The sequence below is a fragment of the Rhizobium halophilum genome (assembly GCF_021648825.1).
Classification (GTDB): Bacteria; Pseudomonadota; Alphaproteobacteria; order Rhizobiales; family Rhizobiaceae; genus Neorhizobium; species Neorhizobium halophilum.
This window is the reverse complement of the sequence record NZ_JAKJHS010000011.1, coordinates 17,329-35,440: the sequence shown is the minus strand read 5'-3', so window position 1 is coordinate 35,440 and position 18,112 is coordinate 17,329. Positions and strand designations below refer to the sequence as shown.

Below are 18,112 nucleotides of genomic sequence, written 5' to 3'. Positions count from 1 at the left end.
CCCTGGTTCGGTTATTTCGCCACCAGGCAGCTTCCGCCCGCGGCACGGTAGCTCTCGCAGAGCGCGACTGCGTCGGCCTTGCTGCCCGCCGGGATGCGCACCCGATAGAAGGTGCCCTTGCCCGCAATTACCGCCTCCCGAATGTCCACCCCGCGACCGCCGATGACGGACCCGAACTTCGCGGAGAGGTTCTTGTAAGACTTTTCGGCATCGGCCGCAGTCGGCAAGGATGCTATCTGGATGACATAGCCGCCGGGTGACACCGAGGCGACTTCGGTCGGGGCAACCGGCGCCACTGCGCCAGCTGCAGGCGCATCCACAGGAGCGGCAGGCGCCGCCTGGACCCTGCCCTGATCGCTTACGGCCGCCACCACGTTGGCCGCCTGCTGGGCCGGACGTGCGATGGGAACCGGTGCAGCGATCGCAGCCTGTGCGGTTGCCTCTGGCACTGTCGCATCGACACCGGCCACCGGCTCAGGTGTCGTAGCAGAGGCATCAGCCGAAACGGGCACGATCCCGCCCTGCCCTACCGGAGCAGCCGTCGAAGGAGCCGCAGGCGTGTCAGGGATCGAGGCGACCTCGACGCTCTTGACCGATGCAGCCGGCGCCTTCTGAGCATCGCCAGGCATGGCTTCGGGCAACATCGGGGCAGGCGCCGTAGCGACTTCCTGCTCGACGAGCGTCCCGTCGGGGCGAACAACCATCGTCTTCACGCGACGCGGCATGATGGCAACGGGCTGCTGCGCAGTCTCCGCCGGCATCGTCGCCTCGTCGCCGTTCGGCATGAGTCGGTCCTCTTGGGCGACGCCGCTCGACACGACGTCTCCAGCATCAGCCACCTCTTCACCTTCGAGAGGAAGCTGGTCGGTCATCAGGGTTTTCTGCACGACGTCGACGGGCTCTTCGTTCGTCGAGATCAATGCCTCCTGCTTGGGAGCCTCGGGAACCTGTCCTGCGACGCGGTCGTAGACGGCCTTGTCCTGATTGGGAACGGTCTTGCCGCCGGGATCCTTCGGCAGCACCTTCACGGGATCGGTGTCGGCTGCAATGATGATCGGCTCTCCGCTGGAGGCAATCGAACTGTTTTCGCCGCCGAACAGCGCGTAGGCAATGGAGCCCCCTGCAACGACGACGCCGGCAATTGCCAGAGGCAGAGCAAGGGCAGCAAAGGACCTGCGCGAGCCGTCACCGCTCGTCTGCGCGTTGTAAGCCATATTGGGATCGAGGCGAGACTGCTGCGGCAGCGGCGTCGTCAAACTCCGGCGGAAATCCTCCTCAAGCGCACGCTCGAAATCATCGAGATCAAGATAGCCTGGGGAGATGGGCTGCTGCTGAGGTTGGGCGGAGGCCACCTGTTCGGCGTCATCGGCCTGGTCCGCGAGCCCTAATGCAGCCGGCTGCAGCAGCGAAGCAAGCTCGGCGTCGATATCGTAGTCGTCGTCGCTCCGATACTCCGGCGCCGCCTCCTGCTCCTCGAGGGAGAGATCCGGGACATCGAGGCCCACGACAGGTTCCGGCTGATCCTCCGTGTCAGCGATCAGAGCGGGATCGAAGGCAAGGCTGCCGCTCTGTTCGGCGTCAACGACACGGGAACCAGGCTGCTCAGAGGTTGACCATGACGGCGCCGCCGCCGCTTCGGCTGGCAACTGCACCTGCGCGGGCACTGCGCCAGGCGCCGGCGTAACGGCCATGGTCGGAACGACACGCGCTATCGGCGACCAGGACGCGGTCACCCGCGTCGGCTCGGGCTGAGCGAGTGATGCAACAGCAGGCGGTGCCGCAACCGGAGGCTGCTCCGTGCCGGAAGCACGGTGTTCTTCGAGCAGAATGTCCGTCAGATCGAGCTCGAGATCGTCCAGCGCGAGCTCGAACTCGTCATCCGAGATAGGTTCAGCCGGCGTGGCAGCAGCGACGGTGGCGTCGGGCGACGGGCCTGAAGCATTCAGTTCGAACGGATCGCCCTCCAGAGCGACGGGAAGCTCGAAGCGCGGCTCCGATACGACTGGATCTTTCGACTCAACCGCGAAGAACGAGTCGGGCCGTACATTGCGCATCGAAGGCTCAGCAGCAACCGGCTCCGTCGAAGCCTCAGGAACCAAGGCGTCACCACCAAAATCGTCTGGATGTGAGCGGCTGGTAAAATCCAGCGAGACCGGGACCTCGAGGTCGGCTACAGCCTGTTCGTCCGGCAGCGGGTCTATTGCAGCCGGATCCACCTGATCGGCTTGATCTGACGACGACACAGCGGGAGGCGCATCAGCAACCAGGGATGCGAAGTCGGATCGGTCCAGCATCCGCGGCTCCTGAGGCGCTGCAACGGCGCCTTGGGGCTCAACGGTCGGATGAAAATTCGCAAGCGGCATCCGAAAGGTGGGCGTGTAGATCGGCTTCCGCTCCCGGCGCACGTCGGCTCCAAAGGCAGGCGCCTCGCCCGCCCCGAGCGCAAGTTCCAGTTCATCCGAAAGATCGAGTGGCGGCGGCGGTTCATCGCCCTGCACCCAGTCAACCACCGGTGCCCCGTCCTCTCCGTCAGGAGCATAGGCAGAGACAAGCTCCGCATCGACCGGGTTGCCTGCACCCGTGACGGCGGACACGGGCTCACGTTCCCATTGCGCCTGGCCTTCAGGCGCCTGTATTTCCTGCTCCGCCGCCGAGGAATGCTCGGCTTCCTCCTGCCCCTGCGCAAGCAGTGATTCGTGGTCCCGGTGGAGAGCAGCTTCGACGGCTATCGGGCTTGCACGCCCAGAGCCTGCAACGTCATCCGACAGCTCACTTCTCCGACTGACGTCGAAGGCGTCATCAGACAGCTCAATGTCCAGATCGGCAGTCGCGGCTCCCTGAAAGGCATCAATCTCGGGCGCGACGCCTTCGGCCACGAGCTCCGGCTGATGTGGACGCGGCGCCTCATAGCGCTCGAACTCGCGGAGAAGCTCGTCTTCCAGATTGAAGGCGGGTTCACGACGTTCGGCAACAGGCGCCTTCGGCACCAGACGCTCATCGTACCCGACAATACGGGCGAGCTCTGCCAAGGGATCGCCATCGGCGAAGAAGTCCGGAGCGTCATTCCGGTTACGCGCAAGGTTATCGTCTGCCATTCCCTCGTCCACCCACCTACACTTACTCGGGCATTGCCAGTGCTTTGTGGGCAAATGGTGGCGGCGCTACCGCATCTCGTCCGGTGCGGCAGTGCCAGTAATGGCCAATCCCGACTTCAGAACAGAGGCTACAGCACGCACCAGCCCAAGCCTGGCAATACTCAATTCTCGGTTCTTAACGTTAACAAACCGTAATTCAGGCTGATCCTTGCCCTTATTCCAGTGGGCATGGAAGAAGCTTGCCAGATCGTAGAGGTAAAATGCAAGTCTATGGGGCTCCTGCGACTGTGCCGCGGCCTCAATAACGCGGGGATATTCGGAGAGCTTTGCGATCAACTGGATCTCGTTGTCGTCAACGATGCTCGGAGCCATTCCCGAAAGATCAAGAGAATCAACATCAACATCAGGAAAGGCTTCCCGAGCCTGGCGGAAAACCGACATGCAGCGGGCGTGCGCGTACTGGACGTAGAAGACCGGATTGTCCTTCGACTGCTCCGTGACCTTGGCAAAGTCGAAGTCCAGCGGTTCTGAACTCTTGCGGTAGAGCATCATGAACCGCACCGAATCACGTCCCACCTCATCGACAACTTCGCGAAGGGTGACGAAGTCTCCGGAGCGCTTCGACATCTTTACCGGCTCGCCGTTGCGGTAGAGCTTGACCAGTTGGCAAAGCAGCACCGTCAGCTTCACACTGCCGCCGGAGATCGCGCGCGCCAGCGCCTCAAGGCGCTTGACGTAGCCGCCGTGGTCGGCGCCAAGCACATAGATCATCTCGTCATAGCCGCGGTCGAACTTGTCCTTGAAGTAAGCAACGTCGGCCGCAAAGTACGTGTAGCTGCCGTCGGACTTGATCAGCGGTCGGTCGATATCGTCCCCCACTTCCGTGGACCTGAACAGCGTCTGCTCACGATCTTCCCAGTCCTCGGGGACCTGCCCCTTCGGCGGCGGAAGGGCACCGCGGTAGACGTGTCCCTTGAAGGTCAGGTCGTTGATGGCAGCGCGGATTCGCTGAGCACCGTCGGCATGTAATTGACGTTCCGAGTAGAAGACGTCGTGGCGGACGTTAAGCGCCTCCAGATCCTCGCGGATCATCGTCATCATCGCGTCGATGGCACGATCCTTGACGAGCGGCATCCACTCCTCTTCAGGCATATTGTGCAGCCGCGTGCCGAACTCGTCCGCCAGCGCCTTGCCGACCGGTACGAGATAATCGCCCGGATAGAGGCCGGAGGGAATCTCGCCGACGTCCTCGCCCAAGGCTTCCCGGTAGCGCAGGAAGACGGAGCGCGCCAGTACATCAATCTGGCTGCCCGCATCGTTGATGTAATACTCCTTGGTCACCTCATAGCCGGCAAAGGCAAGGAGGTTTGCCAATGCATCGCCTACGACGGCGCCGCGGCAGTGGCCGACATGCATCGGACCGGTAGGATTGGCAGAGACGTATTCGACGTTGGTCTTGCGCCCAGCCCCGAAGGTCGAGCGACCGAAGTCCTCGCCCGCGTCGATGATCGAAGCGAGCAGACGCTGCCAATAAGCCTTGCCGATACGGATGTTGATGAAGCCGGGTCCCGCGACCGAGACGTCCACGACGTCAGGCTCCTCCTTTAGGCGCCCGACGATCAGTTCCGCCAGCGCGCGGGGATTGGTGCCCAACGGCTTGGCCAGAACCATGGCTGCATTCGTCGCGACGTCGCCATGACTTGGGTCACGCGGCGGCTCCACGGTAATGCGGCTGAAATCGACCTCTGCGCGCTTTTCGCGGATCAGGTCGATAGTTTCGAGCGCGTTCTCAATTCGTGTCCCGAAGTCGGCAAACAGGTTCATATGATCAATCCCGCGCAAAACAGGCTTTCGTAACGCCGTTGCAAATTGCGCGCTGCCTAACGCAAATCCGGAGTCCGGTCAAACAACTCGCCGTGGGCGCGCAGGGCATAGGAATCAGTCATCCCAGCAAGATAATCTCCGACATGCCGAGCGCGTGCCGGTTGCGAAAGACCAGCAATATGCTCCACCCAATAGTGGCTGCGCATCAGGGTTGGTTCCTCGAGGTAGGCCGTGAAGAGGTCTGTGACGATCTGCGCTGCACCTTCGCGGATGCGCATAATTTCCGGATGACGATAAATGTGCCTGAACAGCAGCGTCTTGATCTGCCGGTCGGTTTCCGCCATGTCCGCCGAGAAGGTGGCCATGACGCGACCACAGGCGCGCACGTCTGCGCAGGATTGGGGCCGGACCTCTTCCAGGTTGCGTTGCGCGCAGCCGATGACATCCTCGACCATCCGGGTGATCTGCCGCCGCATCATCTCGTGGGTAAAACGGCTTGGCTCCAGATGCGGATAACGCTCGCGCACTTCCCCCATCAGGTCGGCGAGAAACGGCACTTCCTCCAACATCTCGAAGGTAAGGTAGCCGGCCCGAAGGCCATCGTCGATGTCATGTGTGTTGTAGGCGATGTCATCGGCAACGGCCGCCACCTGCGCCTCAAGGCTCGCGTAGCTGTCCAATTCCAGGTCATTAAGCTGGCAATAGTCGCGGACAGGTTGCGGCACGGGGCCCCGCGTCCCCTCGCCCTCCGGCGTCAGCAGCGGGCCGTTGTGCTTGACCAGCCCTTCCAGGGTCTCCCAGGTAAGGTTCAGTCCGTCGAAATCAGCATAGCGGCGTTCCAGCTTGGTCACGATCCGCAGCGACTGCGCGTTGTGGTCAAATCCGCCATAGGGCTTCAGCACCTCGTCCAGCGCATCTTCGCCTGTGTGACCGAAAGGCGTGTGCCCAAAGTCATGCACCAGGGCCACACCTTCGGCGAGATCCTCGTCGAGCTTCAGGGCCCGCGCCAGCGCCCTCGCAATCTGGGCAACCTCGATCGTGTGGGTCAGCCGCGTACGGAAATGGTCCTTGTCGGGGCTGATGAAGACCTGGGTCTTATGCTTTAGCCTGCGGAAGGCCGTCGCGTGAACGATGCGGTCGCGGTCGCGCTGGAACTCGGAGCGCGTCAGGCTTCCGCCTTCGGGAAAGAGCCTACCTCGGGATGCCCAGGGATTGGCCGCGAACGGTGCCTTTTCGCCGCCGCCGAAGCCAAGCGCCTTTTCATTGATCGTCATACCTGCCCGGCCTCCTGCTTGCCCCGCCATTGACGAGCCATTTAAGGCTTCATACCTATAGTGCAATGCGGCACCACAGCCGAGACCAACAACCTTTCCCGAGCCTTGACCTCGGCAGGAGACGACATGACGATTCCCAATGTCACCCTTTCGGACGCTGCGGCAAAGCGCATTTCCGAAATCGTTGCGAGCGACGCAGGAAAGCAGGCGCTGCGGGTTTCAGTCGAGGGCGGCGGATGCTCCGGCTTCTCCTACAAATTTGATCTCGCGGAATCGCCAGCCGCGGACGACGTGGTCATCGCCAATGGCGACGCGAAGGTTCTGATCGACAGCCTTTCCCTCGTTTACATGGAGGGGTCGGAAATCGACTTCGTCGACAACCTCCTCGGGCAGTCGTTCCAGATCAAGAACCCGAATGCGGTGGCAAGCTGCGGCTGTGGCACCAGCTTCTCCATCTGACACTCCCCGTCAGATCACGCTTCCCAAAGGCGCGTCGTTCGCTAAAAGAGAATGACCGAACGAGGGAAGGTCATGCCGATGAAGATCGCCACCTGGAATATCAACGGTGTGAAGGCGCGGATCGACAATCTGCGCCAGTGGCTGAGTGATTCCTCTCCTGACATCGTCTGCCTGCAGGAGATAAAGTCGGTCGACGAAAATTTTCCGCGCCTGGAGATCGAAGCGCTCGGTTATCATGTGGAGACCCATGGCCAGAAGGGCTTCAATGGGGTGGCGCTCCTGTCGAAAATCCGCCCGGACGAAGTGATCCGTGGCCTGCCCGAGGGTGATGGGGACGATCAGGCCCGCTATATCGAAGGCATCTTTTCAGTCGAGGGTGGCGCCGTCCGTGTCGCCTCGATCTACCTGCCGAATGGAAATCCGGCGGACGATCCGGTGAAATACCCTTACAAGCTTCGATGGATGGAACGGCTGCGTCTCCATGCGGAAAATTGCCTTGCTCTGGAGGAGCCGCTGATTCTCGCTGGCGACTACAACGTCATCCCCGAGCCGCACGACTGCGTCGACCCGGCCGCCTGGGCGACCGATGCGCTCTTCCTGCCCGAAACGCGCGCTGCCTTCCGCCGGCTCGAAACCCTCGGTCTCACAGAGGCTGTCCGCGCAACGAACGATGCGATCAAGCTTTATACGTTCTGGGACTATCAGGCCGGCGCCTGGCAGAAGAACAACGGCATCCGCATCGATCACATGCTGTTGTCGCCGGAAGCGGCCGACAAGCTCCGCTCAACGTCGATCGAGAAGCATGTGCGCGGATGGGAAAAGCCCTCGGACCATGTGCCGATGACCGCGATCTTCGACTTCCAGGCTGCGGCCTGATCGCCTCACCCGACCGTCATTCTACGGCGTGCGTCAGGTCCTGCGAAAGGGCCACCGCCACACGGCGTTCTTCTTCATTGGCGACGGAGAAAGCCTGCTCCTGGAGCAGTTGCATCCACCCGCAGTCCTTTGGTCCACAATGATCGAGCGCCGCAGTGAGAAAGGCCAGACCGCGGACCGTCTGCCCTTCTTGGAACAGGACATCGCCGAACACGGCCATCGCGCCGGCATGGCCGCTCTTGCGGGCCTGGTTCAGCCACTTCTTGGCCTGATGAACATTGCGCGCTCCCCCCTCGCCCGCCAGGATCATCTTGCCGAGCTGGAATTGAGCCTCGGCCACGCCGAACGCTGAAGCCGCCTGAAAATAAAGCTGACGCGCCTGCGAAAGATCAGGTTTCACCGGGCTGCCGGAAATGCCGTCTCGATAATAGCCCGCGAGCGACAGAAGGGCATTGATGAAGAAGCCGGTGTCTTCCGAACCTGGCTCGATTCCTGCGGCCGCGATCTCGTTGTAGATCTTGAAGGCTTCAAAATCGTCTTTCGCGACGCCATCGCCATACGCATACATGTTGGCGAGCGCCCAGCGGGAGCCCGTGTGACCTTTTTCCGCGGCATAACGATAGGCTTCGACCGCATCTTCCTTCTGGCCGTTCCTGTAGGCCTTGAAGCCGAACTTGAAGAGATCGAACGGGCCGGACTCCCTCGTCACGCCTGCGTTCATGTCGAAGGCTGCAGCAGAACCGGCCATGACGGAGGCGACGCACGCCCCCAGAAGCAATACTCTCATGGATCCTTTACCAGACATCAACATCACTCAGGCTCTTCCTGTCGCTATGCCAACGCATGGCCGATGCAGATCACCCAGCTGCGGTCCAGCCGGATGAATAAAGCGATAACTTGAAGAGACCTTAATCAACCATTTCGGCAAGACTGGGACCCACCGCCTTGGAGCGGAGAAGAGCTCCATTTCCGATCGACGCATCCCCTTGGCAAGCGCAACCCCTAGCTTTCGCAACACATTCCCGCCCATGATACTCCAACTCAGGCGACCTGCCCCCGCAGCCCGCCTCTTTCGCCCCTATCGCTGCTCCCCGTTTGTGGCGGGAAATGGACATTCCGGGCCGCTTTCCCGGTGCCGGAGAGTCTAATGTTGAGATGTTGCTAAATCGTCACAAGGTTGTAGTGGCCGAGGAGAGAGGCCCCGCGCCGCCCACAAAAAAGCCCGGCAAAACCGGGCTTTTTTTTCATAGACCACGGCTGATCAAAAACGGACGCGCATCGACGCGGAGAGCGCCGTAACGAGGTCGCTGTCGTACTCGTAGTCAGCCTCGTCGCTGACAGGAACGCCGTCGATCGTCGAGCTCGTGGACTCGCCGCTTGTGAGAATGCCAATGACACCGGCTAAGCGGAACTCGACGTTTTCGCGGGGCGTGTAAGCCAAGCCAGTGGTCAACAACCAGGTATCGGATTGAACCCCGAAATCTTGTGAGGTGCCGCGATCCCAGGTGACGCTGACTGCTCCGCTCCACTGTTCGTTGAACTTGTGGCCTACACCGCCGGTCACTGTCCAGCCGTCGCGGTAACCGAGGTCGAGGGAGGTAACCTCTGTGCCGTTGTTGTAGAACACGATACGCTGCAACTGGCTCCAGTCTGTCCACTTCACTGAGCCGAAGGCAAGCCAATCTGGAGCGATGCCGGATTGCAGTTTGAGTTCTAGTGCGTCGGGCATTGCAGTGGAGCCCTCAACCGGGATCACCGTGCCGGCCCCAGGAATAGCACCGCCAAGGACCGCTGGAATACCCGTCAAATCAACGGTTCCAGTAATGTCGCCGAGCTTTACCTGGCTATAGTACATGAGGCTAGCACGCAAAGCATACTCAGGAATCTCGTAAGCGACGCCGGCTCGCCATCCCCAACCGTCACCTTCCAAATCGAGACGACCAACACCGCTGCCGCTGAAAAAGCCCCCTGTGAGTGCCGTTATCTGCTCCGGAGAAATAACCAGTCGTTCTTTGAACCCGTCCATCTCGAGATAGTTTACACCGCCGATCACCCGGAACTGTCCTGGGCCTGCGTCCATACTATAAGAGCAGGTGAGCGCATAGTTATCGCTGTTGACCTTGGTCTCGATGTTCTCGTTGGCGCCAGCCCAATCATCACCTGGCTTTGTATGTGCGCCATATGGCTGCGAATAATCGAACATGCAGTCCGCGTCGCCAAACCCTGCTTTCGCCCCAATGCGTGGGGACCAGTAGTTCTCGCTGTCGTCGGCAGAATCGTCATATCCTGGCGTGGTGTTGAGGTTTCCATTAAGAGGGTTAGTATCGACGACATTCTTCAGCTTCCGCTGCGGCATAACGTAGGTCGCAGTGGATTCAGCAGCGAACCGGCCCGGGTCGAACAGCAAGTCGATGTTGTAGCCGCCCCGCTCTAGTCCACCCGCCATCGCTGTCGACCCGAGACCTGCTGCTGCCGCAAGCGCCAAAATGCCTTTGGAAATAACCGTCTTCTTCATTCGTTCCCACCTCCCGGTATGCACTGATGGAAGTGTAGAAGGTTCAAGGTAAATGACAACTTTAGAGGTCACGCGTATAACCTCGATCAGATCGGCACAAGTTTACGTAGCGCCCTCTGCAGCACCAATCTTAAGGCCTAAGATTAGAATAAAATCCCGGCTCCCAAGTCACGCCGCTCATAAAGTGGAAAACTTTTCCAATCTCAACGACCCATGTGACATTGCGGCAACATTGCGGCGCACGATTGGAGAGGGCGGAACCGGCACCCCTTTAAGCCTAAAGAATCCACCAAAAAGCGGCCGCGCAGCTCGCGACGGGCATCTTGCGGGTGAACGGGGTTTCAGCCTGCTTCGGCGATTCTTTGTGCCGCCGTCCGCAGTGCCGTCAGTTGCACTTCCAGTTCGGCGTAACGCTCGCGCTCGGCCGCCACCACTTCAGGATCGGCGTTCTGCACGAATTTGTCATTGGCGAGCTTCTTCGCGACACGGTCCCTATCGGCTTCGGCCTTGCCGATTGCCTTTTCAATGCGCGCCTTTTCCGCCACGAGATCGATTAGGTTGCCAAGCGGCAGGCAGGCGATCGCTTCGCCAACCACCACCTGGGCGGCCCCTTTGGGCGCCGTGTCCGTTGTGGTGATGCTTTCGACGCGTGCCAGTCTGCGGATCGCGGCATCGTGGCGTTTCAGCCGGCTCGTCGTGATGTCGTTCGCCCCGACCACCACCAGCGGTGCGATCGCAGAAGGCGGTACATTCATTTCCGCACGAGCGGAACGAAGTCCTGAGACAAGATCGATCAGCCAGTTGATGTCGGCGGCTGCTGCGTCGTCCGAAAACTCGGGACGCGGCCAGTCGGCGTGGCAGAGCAGAGTCCCCCGGGACGCGGTGTGCGACCAAAGCTCTTCCGTCATGAACGGCATGAACGGGTGGAGAAGCTTGTAGGTCTCCTCCAGAACATAGGCGGCGCATGCCTGCGCTTCCGCCTTTGCCCTCTCGTCCTCGCCGGCAAAGACCGGCTTCAGCAGTTCCAGATACCAGTCGCAGAACTGGTTCCAGACAAAGCGATACAGCGCTCCGGCAGCGTCGTTGAAGCGCTGGCCTTCGATGGCTTCGGTAACCTCGCGGATGGTGCGCGCAAGCTCGGTGAGGATCCAGCGGTTGATGGCAAGGGTCGTCGTTTCGGGGATGAAATGCGCATCGCGTTCGACACCGTTCATCTCGGCAAAGCGCGTCGCGTTCCAGAGCTTGGTGCCGAAGTTGCGGTAGCCGGCAATGCGGGCGGGATCGAGCTTCACGTCCCTCCCCTGCGCCGCCATGATGGCCAGCGTAAAGCGGAGCGCATCGGCGCCGTATTCGTCGATCAGTTCCAGCGGGTCGATGACGTTGCCCTTCGACTTCGACATCTTCTGGCCGTTCTTGTCGCGGACCAACGCATGCACATAGACGGTGTGGAAGGGTGCGACCGGGTTGCCGACCTCGTCCTTCATGAAGTGCAGACCCATCATCATCATCCGGGCAACCCAGAAGAAGATGATGTCGAAGCCGGTCACCAGCACGCTGGTGGGGTAATACTTCTCTAGTTCCTTCGTCTGCTCGGGCCAACCCAGCGTCGAAAACGGCCACAGAGCCGAGGAGAACCAGGTGTCGAGAACGTCCTCGTCGCGGGTCAGGATTTCGCCTGGGCGGAAGTTTTCGAGCAGGTCCTCTACATAGGCCTTCATCGGGCCTTCATGGGCGATGTAGTGCTGGATGGCCGCATGCAGAGCGTCCTCTTCCGTCTTTTCGACGAAGACCTGGCCGTCCGGCCCATACCAGGCGGGGATCTGGTGGCCCCACCAGAGTTGGCGCGAGATGCACCACGGCTGGATGTTCTCCATCCACTCGAAATAGGTCTTTTCCCAGTTCTTCGGCACGAAGTTGGTGCGGCCTTCGCGAACGGCAGCCAAGGCGGGCTTGGCCAGCGTCTCGGCGTCGACAAACCACTGGTCGGTCAGCATGGGCTCGATGACCACGTTGGAGCGGTCGCCGAAGGGCTGCATGATCTTCTTATTTTCAACGTAAGGGATGTCGTTGCCCTCGGCGTCCTTGACCGTGACAGCCAGACCCTCCGCATTGATGGCATCCACGATCCGCTTGCGTGCGTCGTAACGGTCGAGCCCACGATATTCGTCCGGCACCAGGTTGATGTCGTCGACCTCAGACTCGGTCGGCAGTTCGCCGGACCGGGCGATCTGCAGCGCCTGCGCGGCGCAGAGCGCATAGCGTTCGCCGTCTTCGCGCAGGCGCGCCTGGGTGTCCATCAGCCGGTAGAGCGGGATGCTGTTGCGCTTTGCGACCTGATAGTCGTTGAAGTCATGCGCGCCGGTGATCTTGACCGCACCGGAGCCGAAGGTCGGATCGGGATATTCGTCGGTGATGATCGGGATCAGGCGGCGATGCTCCTTCGGGCCGACCGGGATCTCGCAGAGCTTGCCGACGATCGGCGCATACCGTTCGTCGGAGGGATGTACGGCAACCGCGCCATCACCCAGCATGGTTTCCGGACGCGTCGTCGCAATTGCGATGTAATTCCGCTCTTCCTGAAGGACGACGTTACCCTCGGCGTCCTTCTCGACATAGGTATAGGTCTCCCCGCCGGCCAAGGGATATTTAAAGTGCCACATGTGGCCGTCGGTCTCGCGGTTCTCCACCTCGATGTCAGAAATGGCCGTCTCGAACTTTGGGTCCCAGTTGACCAGGCGCTTACCACGATAGATGAGCCCCTGCTTGTAAAGCGTTACGAAGACTTCAAGAACCGCCTGCGACAGGCCGTCGTCCATGGTGAAGCGTTCGCGCGACCAGTCACAGGACGCACCGAGCCGCTTCAATTGGTTGAAGATCAGCCCGCCGGACTCTTCCTTCCATTCCCAGACCTTGTCGATGAAAGCTTCGCGGCCCAACTCACGGCGTCCCGGCAGCTGTCGCTCCGCAAGCTGGCGCTCGACCACCATCTGCGTCGCGATGCCGGCATGGTCCATGCCGGGCTGCCACAGCACGTCCTTGCCGCGCATGCGCTCGAAGCGCACCATGATGTCCTGCAGCGTGTTGTTGAGCGCATGGCCCATGTGCAGCGAGCCGGTCACGTTTGGTGGTGGGATAACAATCGTGAAAGTCTCGGCGCCGGGCTCTGCATTGGCACCAGCGCGAAAGGCGTCCGCTTCGTCCCACGCGGCTGCAATTTTCGGTTCAACGGCGGCGGAATCATAGGTTTTGTCGAGCATTTTCCGACCAGTTTTTGAGTTCTTGTATGGCTTGGGTGTAAATAGGAGCGGTAGGAGCGAGTCAATAAAAAAGCCGCCCCGTCGCCGGAGCGGCTTTAAGCGCAGAGATTGGTCGCCTCAGCGGCGCGGGCCGCGGGCCACGCGCTCGATCTCCTCGCGCACCAGGCGCTCGACCAGCGTCGGCAGGTTGTCGTCCAGCCAGTCCTGTAGCATCGGCCGCAGCATTTCCTGAGCCAGATCTTCCAGAGAACGATTCTGTACGCCGTCGAAAGCAGCGGCCAGTTCGCCGAAGGAACGTGCCACCTGGGCACCGGCCTCTTCCGACATCAGCATGGCGGTCGCCTCGATCTTGGCCGGCAGGGCCTTCGGCTCAGCGGGCTCAACCATCATCGGCGCCTCTACCTGCGCGGGTTCCGGGGCCTTCGGCACTTCGCTCACCCGTGCCTGCTGCGGGGCCGGCGCAGGAGCTGAATGCTGCGGCTCCCGGTAGCCGTGTTCGGGCTCCGGCTGACGGGCAACCGGACGCACGGCCGGCGCGGACGCCATGGATGCGGGCGCAGCAACGGGCTCCGACCGCGCCTCCATGCGGGGTTCCACCCGCGGTTCGAAGCGGAGCTCCGGCGGGCGATCAGCTGCGGCGCGAACGCGGGCCGCCACATCAGCGAGCGAGAGACTGCGTTCCGGCTGCGGTTCACCGAAGAACTGGTGTGTTTCAGACTGGCGGGAAGGCTCTGGGTACGGCTGTCCGGGATCGTTTGCCGCGAGTTCAGCGACGATTCCAATGTCATCGTCATCGATTTCATCCTCGGCGTAGACCGGCGGAAGCGGGTGCTGCAGCGGGTTTTCCGCATGCGGCTCATTGCTCTCGATGATCCGACGAATTGACGCCAGGATTTCCTCCATCGAGGGTTCACGCGCTACATTTGGCTGAGCCATTCTCTTCCCCGCAACTAGCTACACGAAGCGTTCGTGCATCGCATTCGAATCGGGGACAGTTTAGATCAGCGCCACGAGGGGAAACAATTGCAGTATCCTCAACGAGTTGGCGAACCCACAGATTTGTTTGGGAGTGAGTCTGCCGGGCAACACAGGACGTTGTCGCGCGACGCTTCAGATCCCTGGCAGCTCAGAACACGAAGCTCTCTTCGCGACGGAAGCCGGGCAGCGGCTTGACGCTGGCATTGAAGTGGTCGCTCTCGGAAATGAACCCGCGCTCCTTCACCAGCCGCTTTGCTTGCGCGGCATTGCCGTAGCCGACGATTGCAATCAACCGGCCGCCATCGCGAAGTTGCTCGAGCAGCTCCGGCGGCACATCGCTGATCGCGCCGTTGATAAAGATGAGATCAAACGGTGCCTCGGCAGGACACCCTTTCTCCATCTCGCCCTGCACCACGGCGACGTTGTCGTAGCCAAGTGCGGAAAGCCTGTTGATGGCCTGACCCGAAAGCGACTCATCCGATTCCACCGACACGACTGAGCCAGCGAGAAGCGACAGGAGCGCGGAAACATAGCCGCTGCCGCTACCGATTTCGAGCACGAGGTCGTCCTTGGTGATCTGCGCCAATTGTAGAAGCTTGGCGAGCGGCGAGGCTTCCATCAGATAACGGCCGGGACCGATCTCCAGATCATCATCGATATAAGCGAGAGACTTCAGCTTCGCCGGCACGAACTCTTCACGCGGCACGGACAGAAACGCCTGCAGCACGGAATGGGACGTCACATCCGTTGTACGGATCTGGTGTTCGACCATCTTGGTCCGTGCTGCTTCGAAATCCATCATCGTGGCTGTCCCGGTTCGACCTGTCTGAAGCGTCTTTAATGAGGTGCCGTGACGCTTTCAAGTCGCGCGGGCGCTTCCTCGTCAAAAAGGCCCCTGTACGGAAAACCACGCTCTGGCAAGGGGTCGACTTGCTGTGAGGGAAAACGTCGAAGAGGCGTCCGTTTCCCCTTGCGCGCCTTTTCAATTCGTTCTAAACGCCCCGTCACCACACGCATTATGCAATCGGATGGCCTCGTGGCGGAGTGGTGACGCAGAGGACTGCAAATCCTTGTACCCCGGTTCAATTCCGGGCGAGGCCTCCAACCCTTCCAAACCACCTAAGTAAGTAGCTGATATGCTCTACCTTTTCACAGGTGTGGCAGTATGGGCTTGAACCGTTCCGCCACACCAAAACGAGGTGTGGCAACGCGTTCCTGATTTGCACCCAATTGACGCCCGATCCGGCGTGCTCCATCTCTCCCCCACCCGAGTGGCGGCGGGCAAAATTTCGGCCGATGCGGCGGTCCCAATAAGAGAGAACCGTCATGCCCGAACGTCGCTTCCTCCCTACTCCGCTCCTCGCGGGTTACGCGCTCTACCAGATCCCTTACCACTGCCAATTTGCGATCGAGTGCCGGAGCTGCGGTGTGCTCAAGGACATGCCCAGGGAAGATCTCAATCAGGTCAGCAAGGACATGAGCCTGAAGGAGCTTTCGCCCCGCTTCCGGTGCACCTTGTGCGGGGAGAAGAACGCCACCATCATGGCGGGCGATTGGGCTAATGGGGCACCGGAGCGATGAGCCGCACCACAGACTTTATCAATGGATGAACTTGTGCGGGCGGCGAACGGATGAGGAGCTGGTGAGCCTCCAGCTCCCTGTCGGTCGTCAGTAGGGGACGGCTGCCAAGAGGGCCTTTTCCAGCTCTGACTGGCTGAAAGGCTTCGCGAGCCGCGGCAGCTCTGCACCAGGTGAGCCATCTGCTAACTCTGCGTAGCCGGTGGCGAGTACTATAGGCAGATCTGGCATCCGCTCCCGAATCTGCTCCGCAAGTTGAGCTCCTGTCATACGGGGCATAGAAAAATCCGTCAGGACAAGATCAAAAGTCAGATCTTCATTGAGCCTTTGAAGTGCTTCCTCGCCAGAGTGTGCCTGAACAACTTCATGGCCAAGGTCTTGCAACATCAATACCGTGTTGGTGATGACCAGCGGATCGTCATCGACTGCCAGGACCGTCAATGTACGGTCATAGCGTGGTTGTTCCACCTGGGGCGCCTCCGACACCGGTTCCTCTACGACGTCAGCGAGCGGAAGCCACAGTTCGGCGGTTGTTCCCTCGCCCTTGGTTGATCGAAGTCTTAGCTTCCCGCCTGACTGAGCCATCAAGCCCTGAACCATTGGGAGGCCAAGTCCCGTGCCCTTGCCGATGCCCTTTGTCGTGAAGAACGGTGTCATGGCTTTCTCAAGGGTCTCAGCATCCATTCCTTCTCCCTCGTCGGTAACGGAGAGACAGACATAGTCGCCTTCCTTTAGTTCCGATATCTCCCGTTTGCGCAGCGAACGTCGACGGGCTGCGATCGTTATCATGCCGCCGTCAGTCATGGCATCGCGAGCATTGACCGCGAGATTGAGCAGAGCGCTTGCAAGCTGATTAGGGTCAGACTGCACTAGTGGCAGCTTTAGTGGGAAGTTGAGAGATATCTCGACGGTCGGCCCCAGGGAGCGTTGCAGCAGTTCAGCCATGCCTCTTACTAGGTCAGGGACGTCAACAGCCTCCAGCTTCAGCTCTTGCTTGCGGGAGAAGGCCAGCAGCCTTTGCGTCAGCGAAGCCCCGCGTTGAGCTCCTTTGATCGCGTTGTCGATCAGATCAATGACGTTCTGGCCGGCAAGCGCTCTCTTGCGAGCAATTTCCAGGCTCCCAAGGATCGCCATCAAAAGATTATTGAAGTCATGCGCTACGCCGCCAGTGAGCTGACCAACGGCCTCCATCTTTTGAGCCTGAAACAGTTCCTGCTGTGCTAGTTGCAGCGCTTCCTGTGCCTCCCGCTTCTCAGTGATATCCCGCGTCACCTTTGCAAATCCGAGGACGGAGCCGTCCTCGGCGTAGATGGCGTCGATGATGACGTTGGCCCAAAACCGGGTTCCGTCTTTGCGAACGCGCCACCCTTCCTTCTCGAACCGCCCCTCCTTCGCCGCCGTTTCCAGCGCTGTCCGGGGAAGATCGATCGCCCGATCCTCTTCCGTATAGAAACGAGAGAAGTGCTGTCCGATGATCTCGTCAGGGGCATATCCTTTGATATGCTCAGCGCCAGCGTTCCAACTTGATACCTTGCCCGTCGGATCAAGCATGTAAATTGCGTAGTCGGTCACGCCTTGAACCAGGAGACGGAACTGCTCCTCGCTCTTTCTCAGGGTTTCCTCAGCATGCTTCCGCTCGGAAAGGTCGCGCGTGATCTTGGCGAAGCCGAGCAGCTGCCCGTGTGGATCCCGTATCGCATCAATGATGACATGCGCCCAGAAGCGCCTTCCGTCCTTGCGGACGCGCCAACCTTCGGCTTCAAACCGGCCAGTGGCTGCTGCTGTTGAAAGCGCCTTCTCGGGTATCCCCGCCTCACGATCCTCCGGGGTGTAAAATCGTGAGAAGTGCTCGCCTAAAATCTCTTCTTCAGTGTAGCCCTTGAAGCGGTTGGCTCCGGTGTTCCAGCTACTAACATAGCCGCCGGTATCCAGCATGTAGATCGCGTAATCCGTGATGGCATCTACCAGTAACCGGTACCGCCCGTTCAGCGGGTGATCGACTAGCTCCGTCACGTTCGCTGTCATTAGGTCCTCCTCCGCGGGCATCCATGGCTGCATCAACTTCAGCTGCGGGATGTAGTAAGAGGGCGACAATGAGCAATACCTGAAACGAACCGCATCTAAAAGACGCTCACTTGTTCTCTTGGCGTTCCCGTTCCCCTCGGTTAATATTTTTTCTCATGTCGTTGATTTCACCGAACCTTCTCGCACCCCGGGACGCGCCTTCGTTCCCTCCCCTTATCCTCCTGCCAAACC

12 protein-coding genes and 1 tRNA gene are annotated in these 18,112 nt (G+C 60.4%); 4 read left to right on the top strand and 9 right to left on the bottom strand.

Annotated features, from left to right (window positions below):
* Positions 1–11: 11 nt before the first annotated feature.
* The 3 genes from LXM96_RS17930 to LXM96_RS17920 form a co-directional block, all read right to left on the bottom strand.
* Positions 12–3,095 carry an SPOR domain-containing protein gene (locus LXM96_RS17930; RefSeq protein ID WP_239999933.1) on the bottom strand — a complete coding sequence of 1,028 codons (3,084 nt, stop codon included), beginning with the start codon at positions 3,093–3,095 and terminating at the stop codon, positions 12–14.
* Positions 3,096–3,161: 66 nt separating this feature from the next.
* Positions 3,162–4,919, bottom strand: coding sequence for an arginine--tRNA ligase (gene argS / locus LXM96_RS17925; protein ID WP_239999932.1), 1,758 nt, complete (start codon positions 4,917–4,919; stop codon positions 3,162–3,164).
* Between the two features lie 56 nt (positions 4,920–4,975).
* On the bottom strand, positions 4,976–6,193 hold the full coding sequence (locus tag LXM96_RS17920) for a deoxyguanosinetriphosphate triphosphohydrolase (protein WP_239999931.1): 1,218 nt from the start codon (positions 6,191–6,193) through the stop codon (positions 4,976–4,978).
* 126 nt (positions 6,194–6,319) lie between these two features.
* Between LXM96_RS17920 and erpA the strand changes: the two genes are divergently transcribed.
* A complete protein-coding gene (erpA, locus tag LXM96_RS17915; RefSeq protein WP_239999930.1) occupies positions 6,320–6,652 on the top strand; it encodes an iron-sulfur cluster insertion protein ErpA in 333 nt (110 codons plus the stop codon).
* Positions 6,653–6,730: 78 nt separating this feature from the next.
* Positions 6,731–7,528: an exodeoxyribonuclease III gene (gene xth / locus LXM96_RS17910; protein ID WP_240000010.1), complete on the top strand. Its 798-nt coding sequence runs from the start codon at positions 6,731–6,733 to the stop codon at positions 7,526–7,528.
* A gap of 16 nt (positions 7,529–7,544) precedes the next feature.
* Here the strand turns inward: xth and exoR are convergent, their stop codons facing one another.
* The 5 genes from exoR to LXM96_RS17885 all read right to left on the bottom strand — a co-directional run bounded on the left by exoR (position 7,545) and on the right by LXM96_RS17885 (position 15,077).
* Positions 7,545–8,339 carry an exopolysaccharide production regulator ExoR gene (gene exoR / locus LXM96_RS17905; protein ID WP_240000009.1) on the bottom strand — a complete coding sequence of 265 codons (795 nt, stop codon included), beginning with the start codon at positions 8,337–8,339 and terminating at the stop codon, positions 7,545–7,547.
* A 450-nt stretch (positions 8,340–8,789) separates the two neighbouring features.
* Positions 8,790–10,043, bottom strand: coding sequence for an OmpP1/FadL family transporter (locus LXM96_RS17900; protein WP_239999929.1), 1,254 nt, complete (start codon positions 10,041–10,043; stop codon positions 8,790–8,792).
* 341 nt (positions 10,044–10,384) lie between these two features.
* Positions 10,385–13,300, bottom strand: a complete 2,916-nt coding sequence (locus LXM96_RS17895) for a valine--tRNA ligase (RefSeq protein ID WP_239999928.1) — start codon at positions 13,298–13,300, stop codon at positions 10,385–10,387.
* A gap of 117 nt (positions 13,301–13,417) precedes the next feature.
* A complete protein-coding gene (locus tag LXM96_RS17890; protein ID WP_239999927.1) occupies positions 13,418–14,236 on the bottom strand; it encodes a DUF2497 domain-containing protein in 819 nt (272 codons plus the stop codon).
* A gap of 190 nt (positions 14,237–14,426) precedes the next feature.
* Positions 14,427–15,077: a protein-L-isoaspartate O-methyltransferase family protein gene (locus LXM96_RS17885; RefSeq protein WP_240000008.1), complete on the bottom strand. Its 651-nt coding sequence runs from the start codon at positions 15,075–15,077 to the stop codon at positions 14,427–14,429.
* A gap of 231 nt (positions 15,078–15,308) precedes the next feature.
* Here LXM96_RS17885 and LXM96_RS17880 point away from each other — a divergent pair.
* Positions 15,309–15,382 (top strand) — tRNA-Cys (locus LXM96_RS17880).
* Positions 15,383–15,604: 222 nt separating this feature from the next.
* Positions 15,605–15,859, top strand: coding sequence for a hypothetical protein (locus tag LXM96_RS17875; RefSeq protein ID WP_239999926.1), 255 nt, complete (start codon positions 15,605–15,607; stop codon positions 15,857–15,859).
* A gap of 87 nt (positions 15,860–15,946) precedes the next feature.
* Here the strand turns inward: LXM96_RS17875 and LXM96_RS17870 are convergent, their stop codons facing one another.
* Positions 15,947–17,881, bottom strand: coding sequence for a hybrid sensor histidine kinase/response regulator (locus tag LXM96_RS17870; protein ID WP_239999925.1), 1,935 nt, complete (start codon positions 17,879–17,881; stop codon positions 15,947–15,949).
* Positions 17,882–18,112: the final 231 nt, after the last annotated feature.

Excerpts from the sequence above, each read along its gene's own strand:
- LXM96_RS17930 (WP_239999933.1), bottom strand. The coding sequence starts at position 3,095 with ATGGCAGACGATAACCTTGCGCGTAACCGGAATGACGCTCCGGACTTC.
- argS (WP_239999932.1), bottom strand. The coding sequence starts at position 4,919 with ATGAACCTGTTTGCCGACTTCGGGACACGAATTGAGAACGCGCTCGAA.
- LXM96_RS17920 (WP_239999931.1), bottom strand. The coding sequence starts at position 6,193 with ATGACGATCAATGAAAAGGCGCTTGGCTTCGGCGGCGGCGAAAAGGCA.
- erpA (WP_239999930.1), top strand. The coding sequence starts at position 6,320 with ATGACGATTCCCAATGTCACCCTTTCGGACGCTGCGGCAAAGCGCATT.
- xth (WP_240000010.1), top strand. The coding sequence starts at position 6,731 with ATGAAGATCGCCACCTGGAATATCAACGGTGTGAAGGCGCGGATCGAC.
- exoR (WP_240000009.1), bottom strand. The coding sequence starts at position 8,339 with ATGTTGATGTCTGGTAAAGGATCCATGAGAGTATTGCTTCTGGGGGCG.
- LXM96_RS17900 (WP_239999929.1), bottom strand. The coding sequence starts at position 10,043 with ATGAAGAAGACGGTTATTTCCAAAGGCATTTTGGCGCTTGCGGCAGCA.
- LXM96_RS17895 (WP_239999928.1), bottom strand. The coding sequence starts at position 13,300 with ATGCTCGACAAAACCTATGATTCCGCCGCCGTTGAACCGAAAATTGCA.
- LXM96_RS17890 (WP_239999927.1), bottom strand. The coding sequence starts at position 14,236 with ATGGCTCAGCCAAATGTAGCGCGTGAACCCTCGATGGAGGAAATCCTG.
- LXM96_RS17885 (WP_240000008.1), bottom strand. The coding sequence starts at position 15,077 with ATGGATTTCGAAGCAGCACGGACCAAGATGGTCGAACACCAGATCCGT.
- LXM96_RS17875 (WP_239999926.1), top strand. The coding sequence starts at position 15,605 with ATGCCCGAACGTCGCTTCCTCCCTACTCCGCTCCTCGCGGGTTACGCG.
- LXM96_RS17870 (WP_239999925.1), bottom strand. The coding sequence starts at position 17,881 with ATGACAGCGAACGTGACGGAGCTAGTCGATCACCCGCTGAACGGGCGG.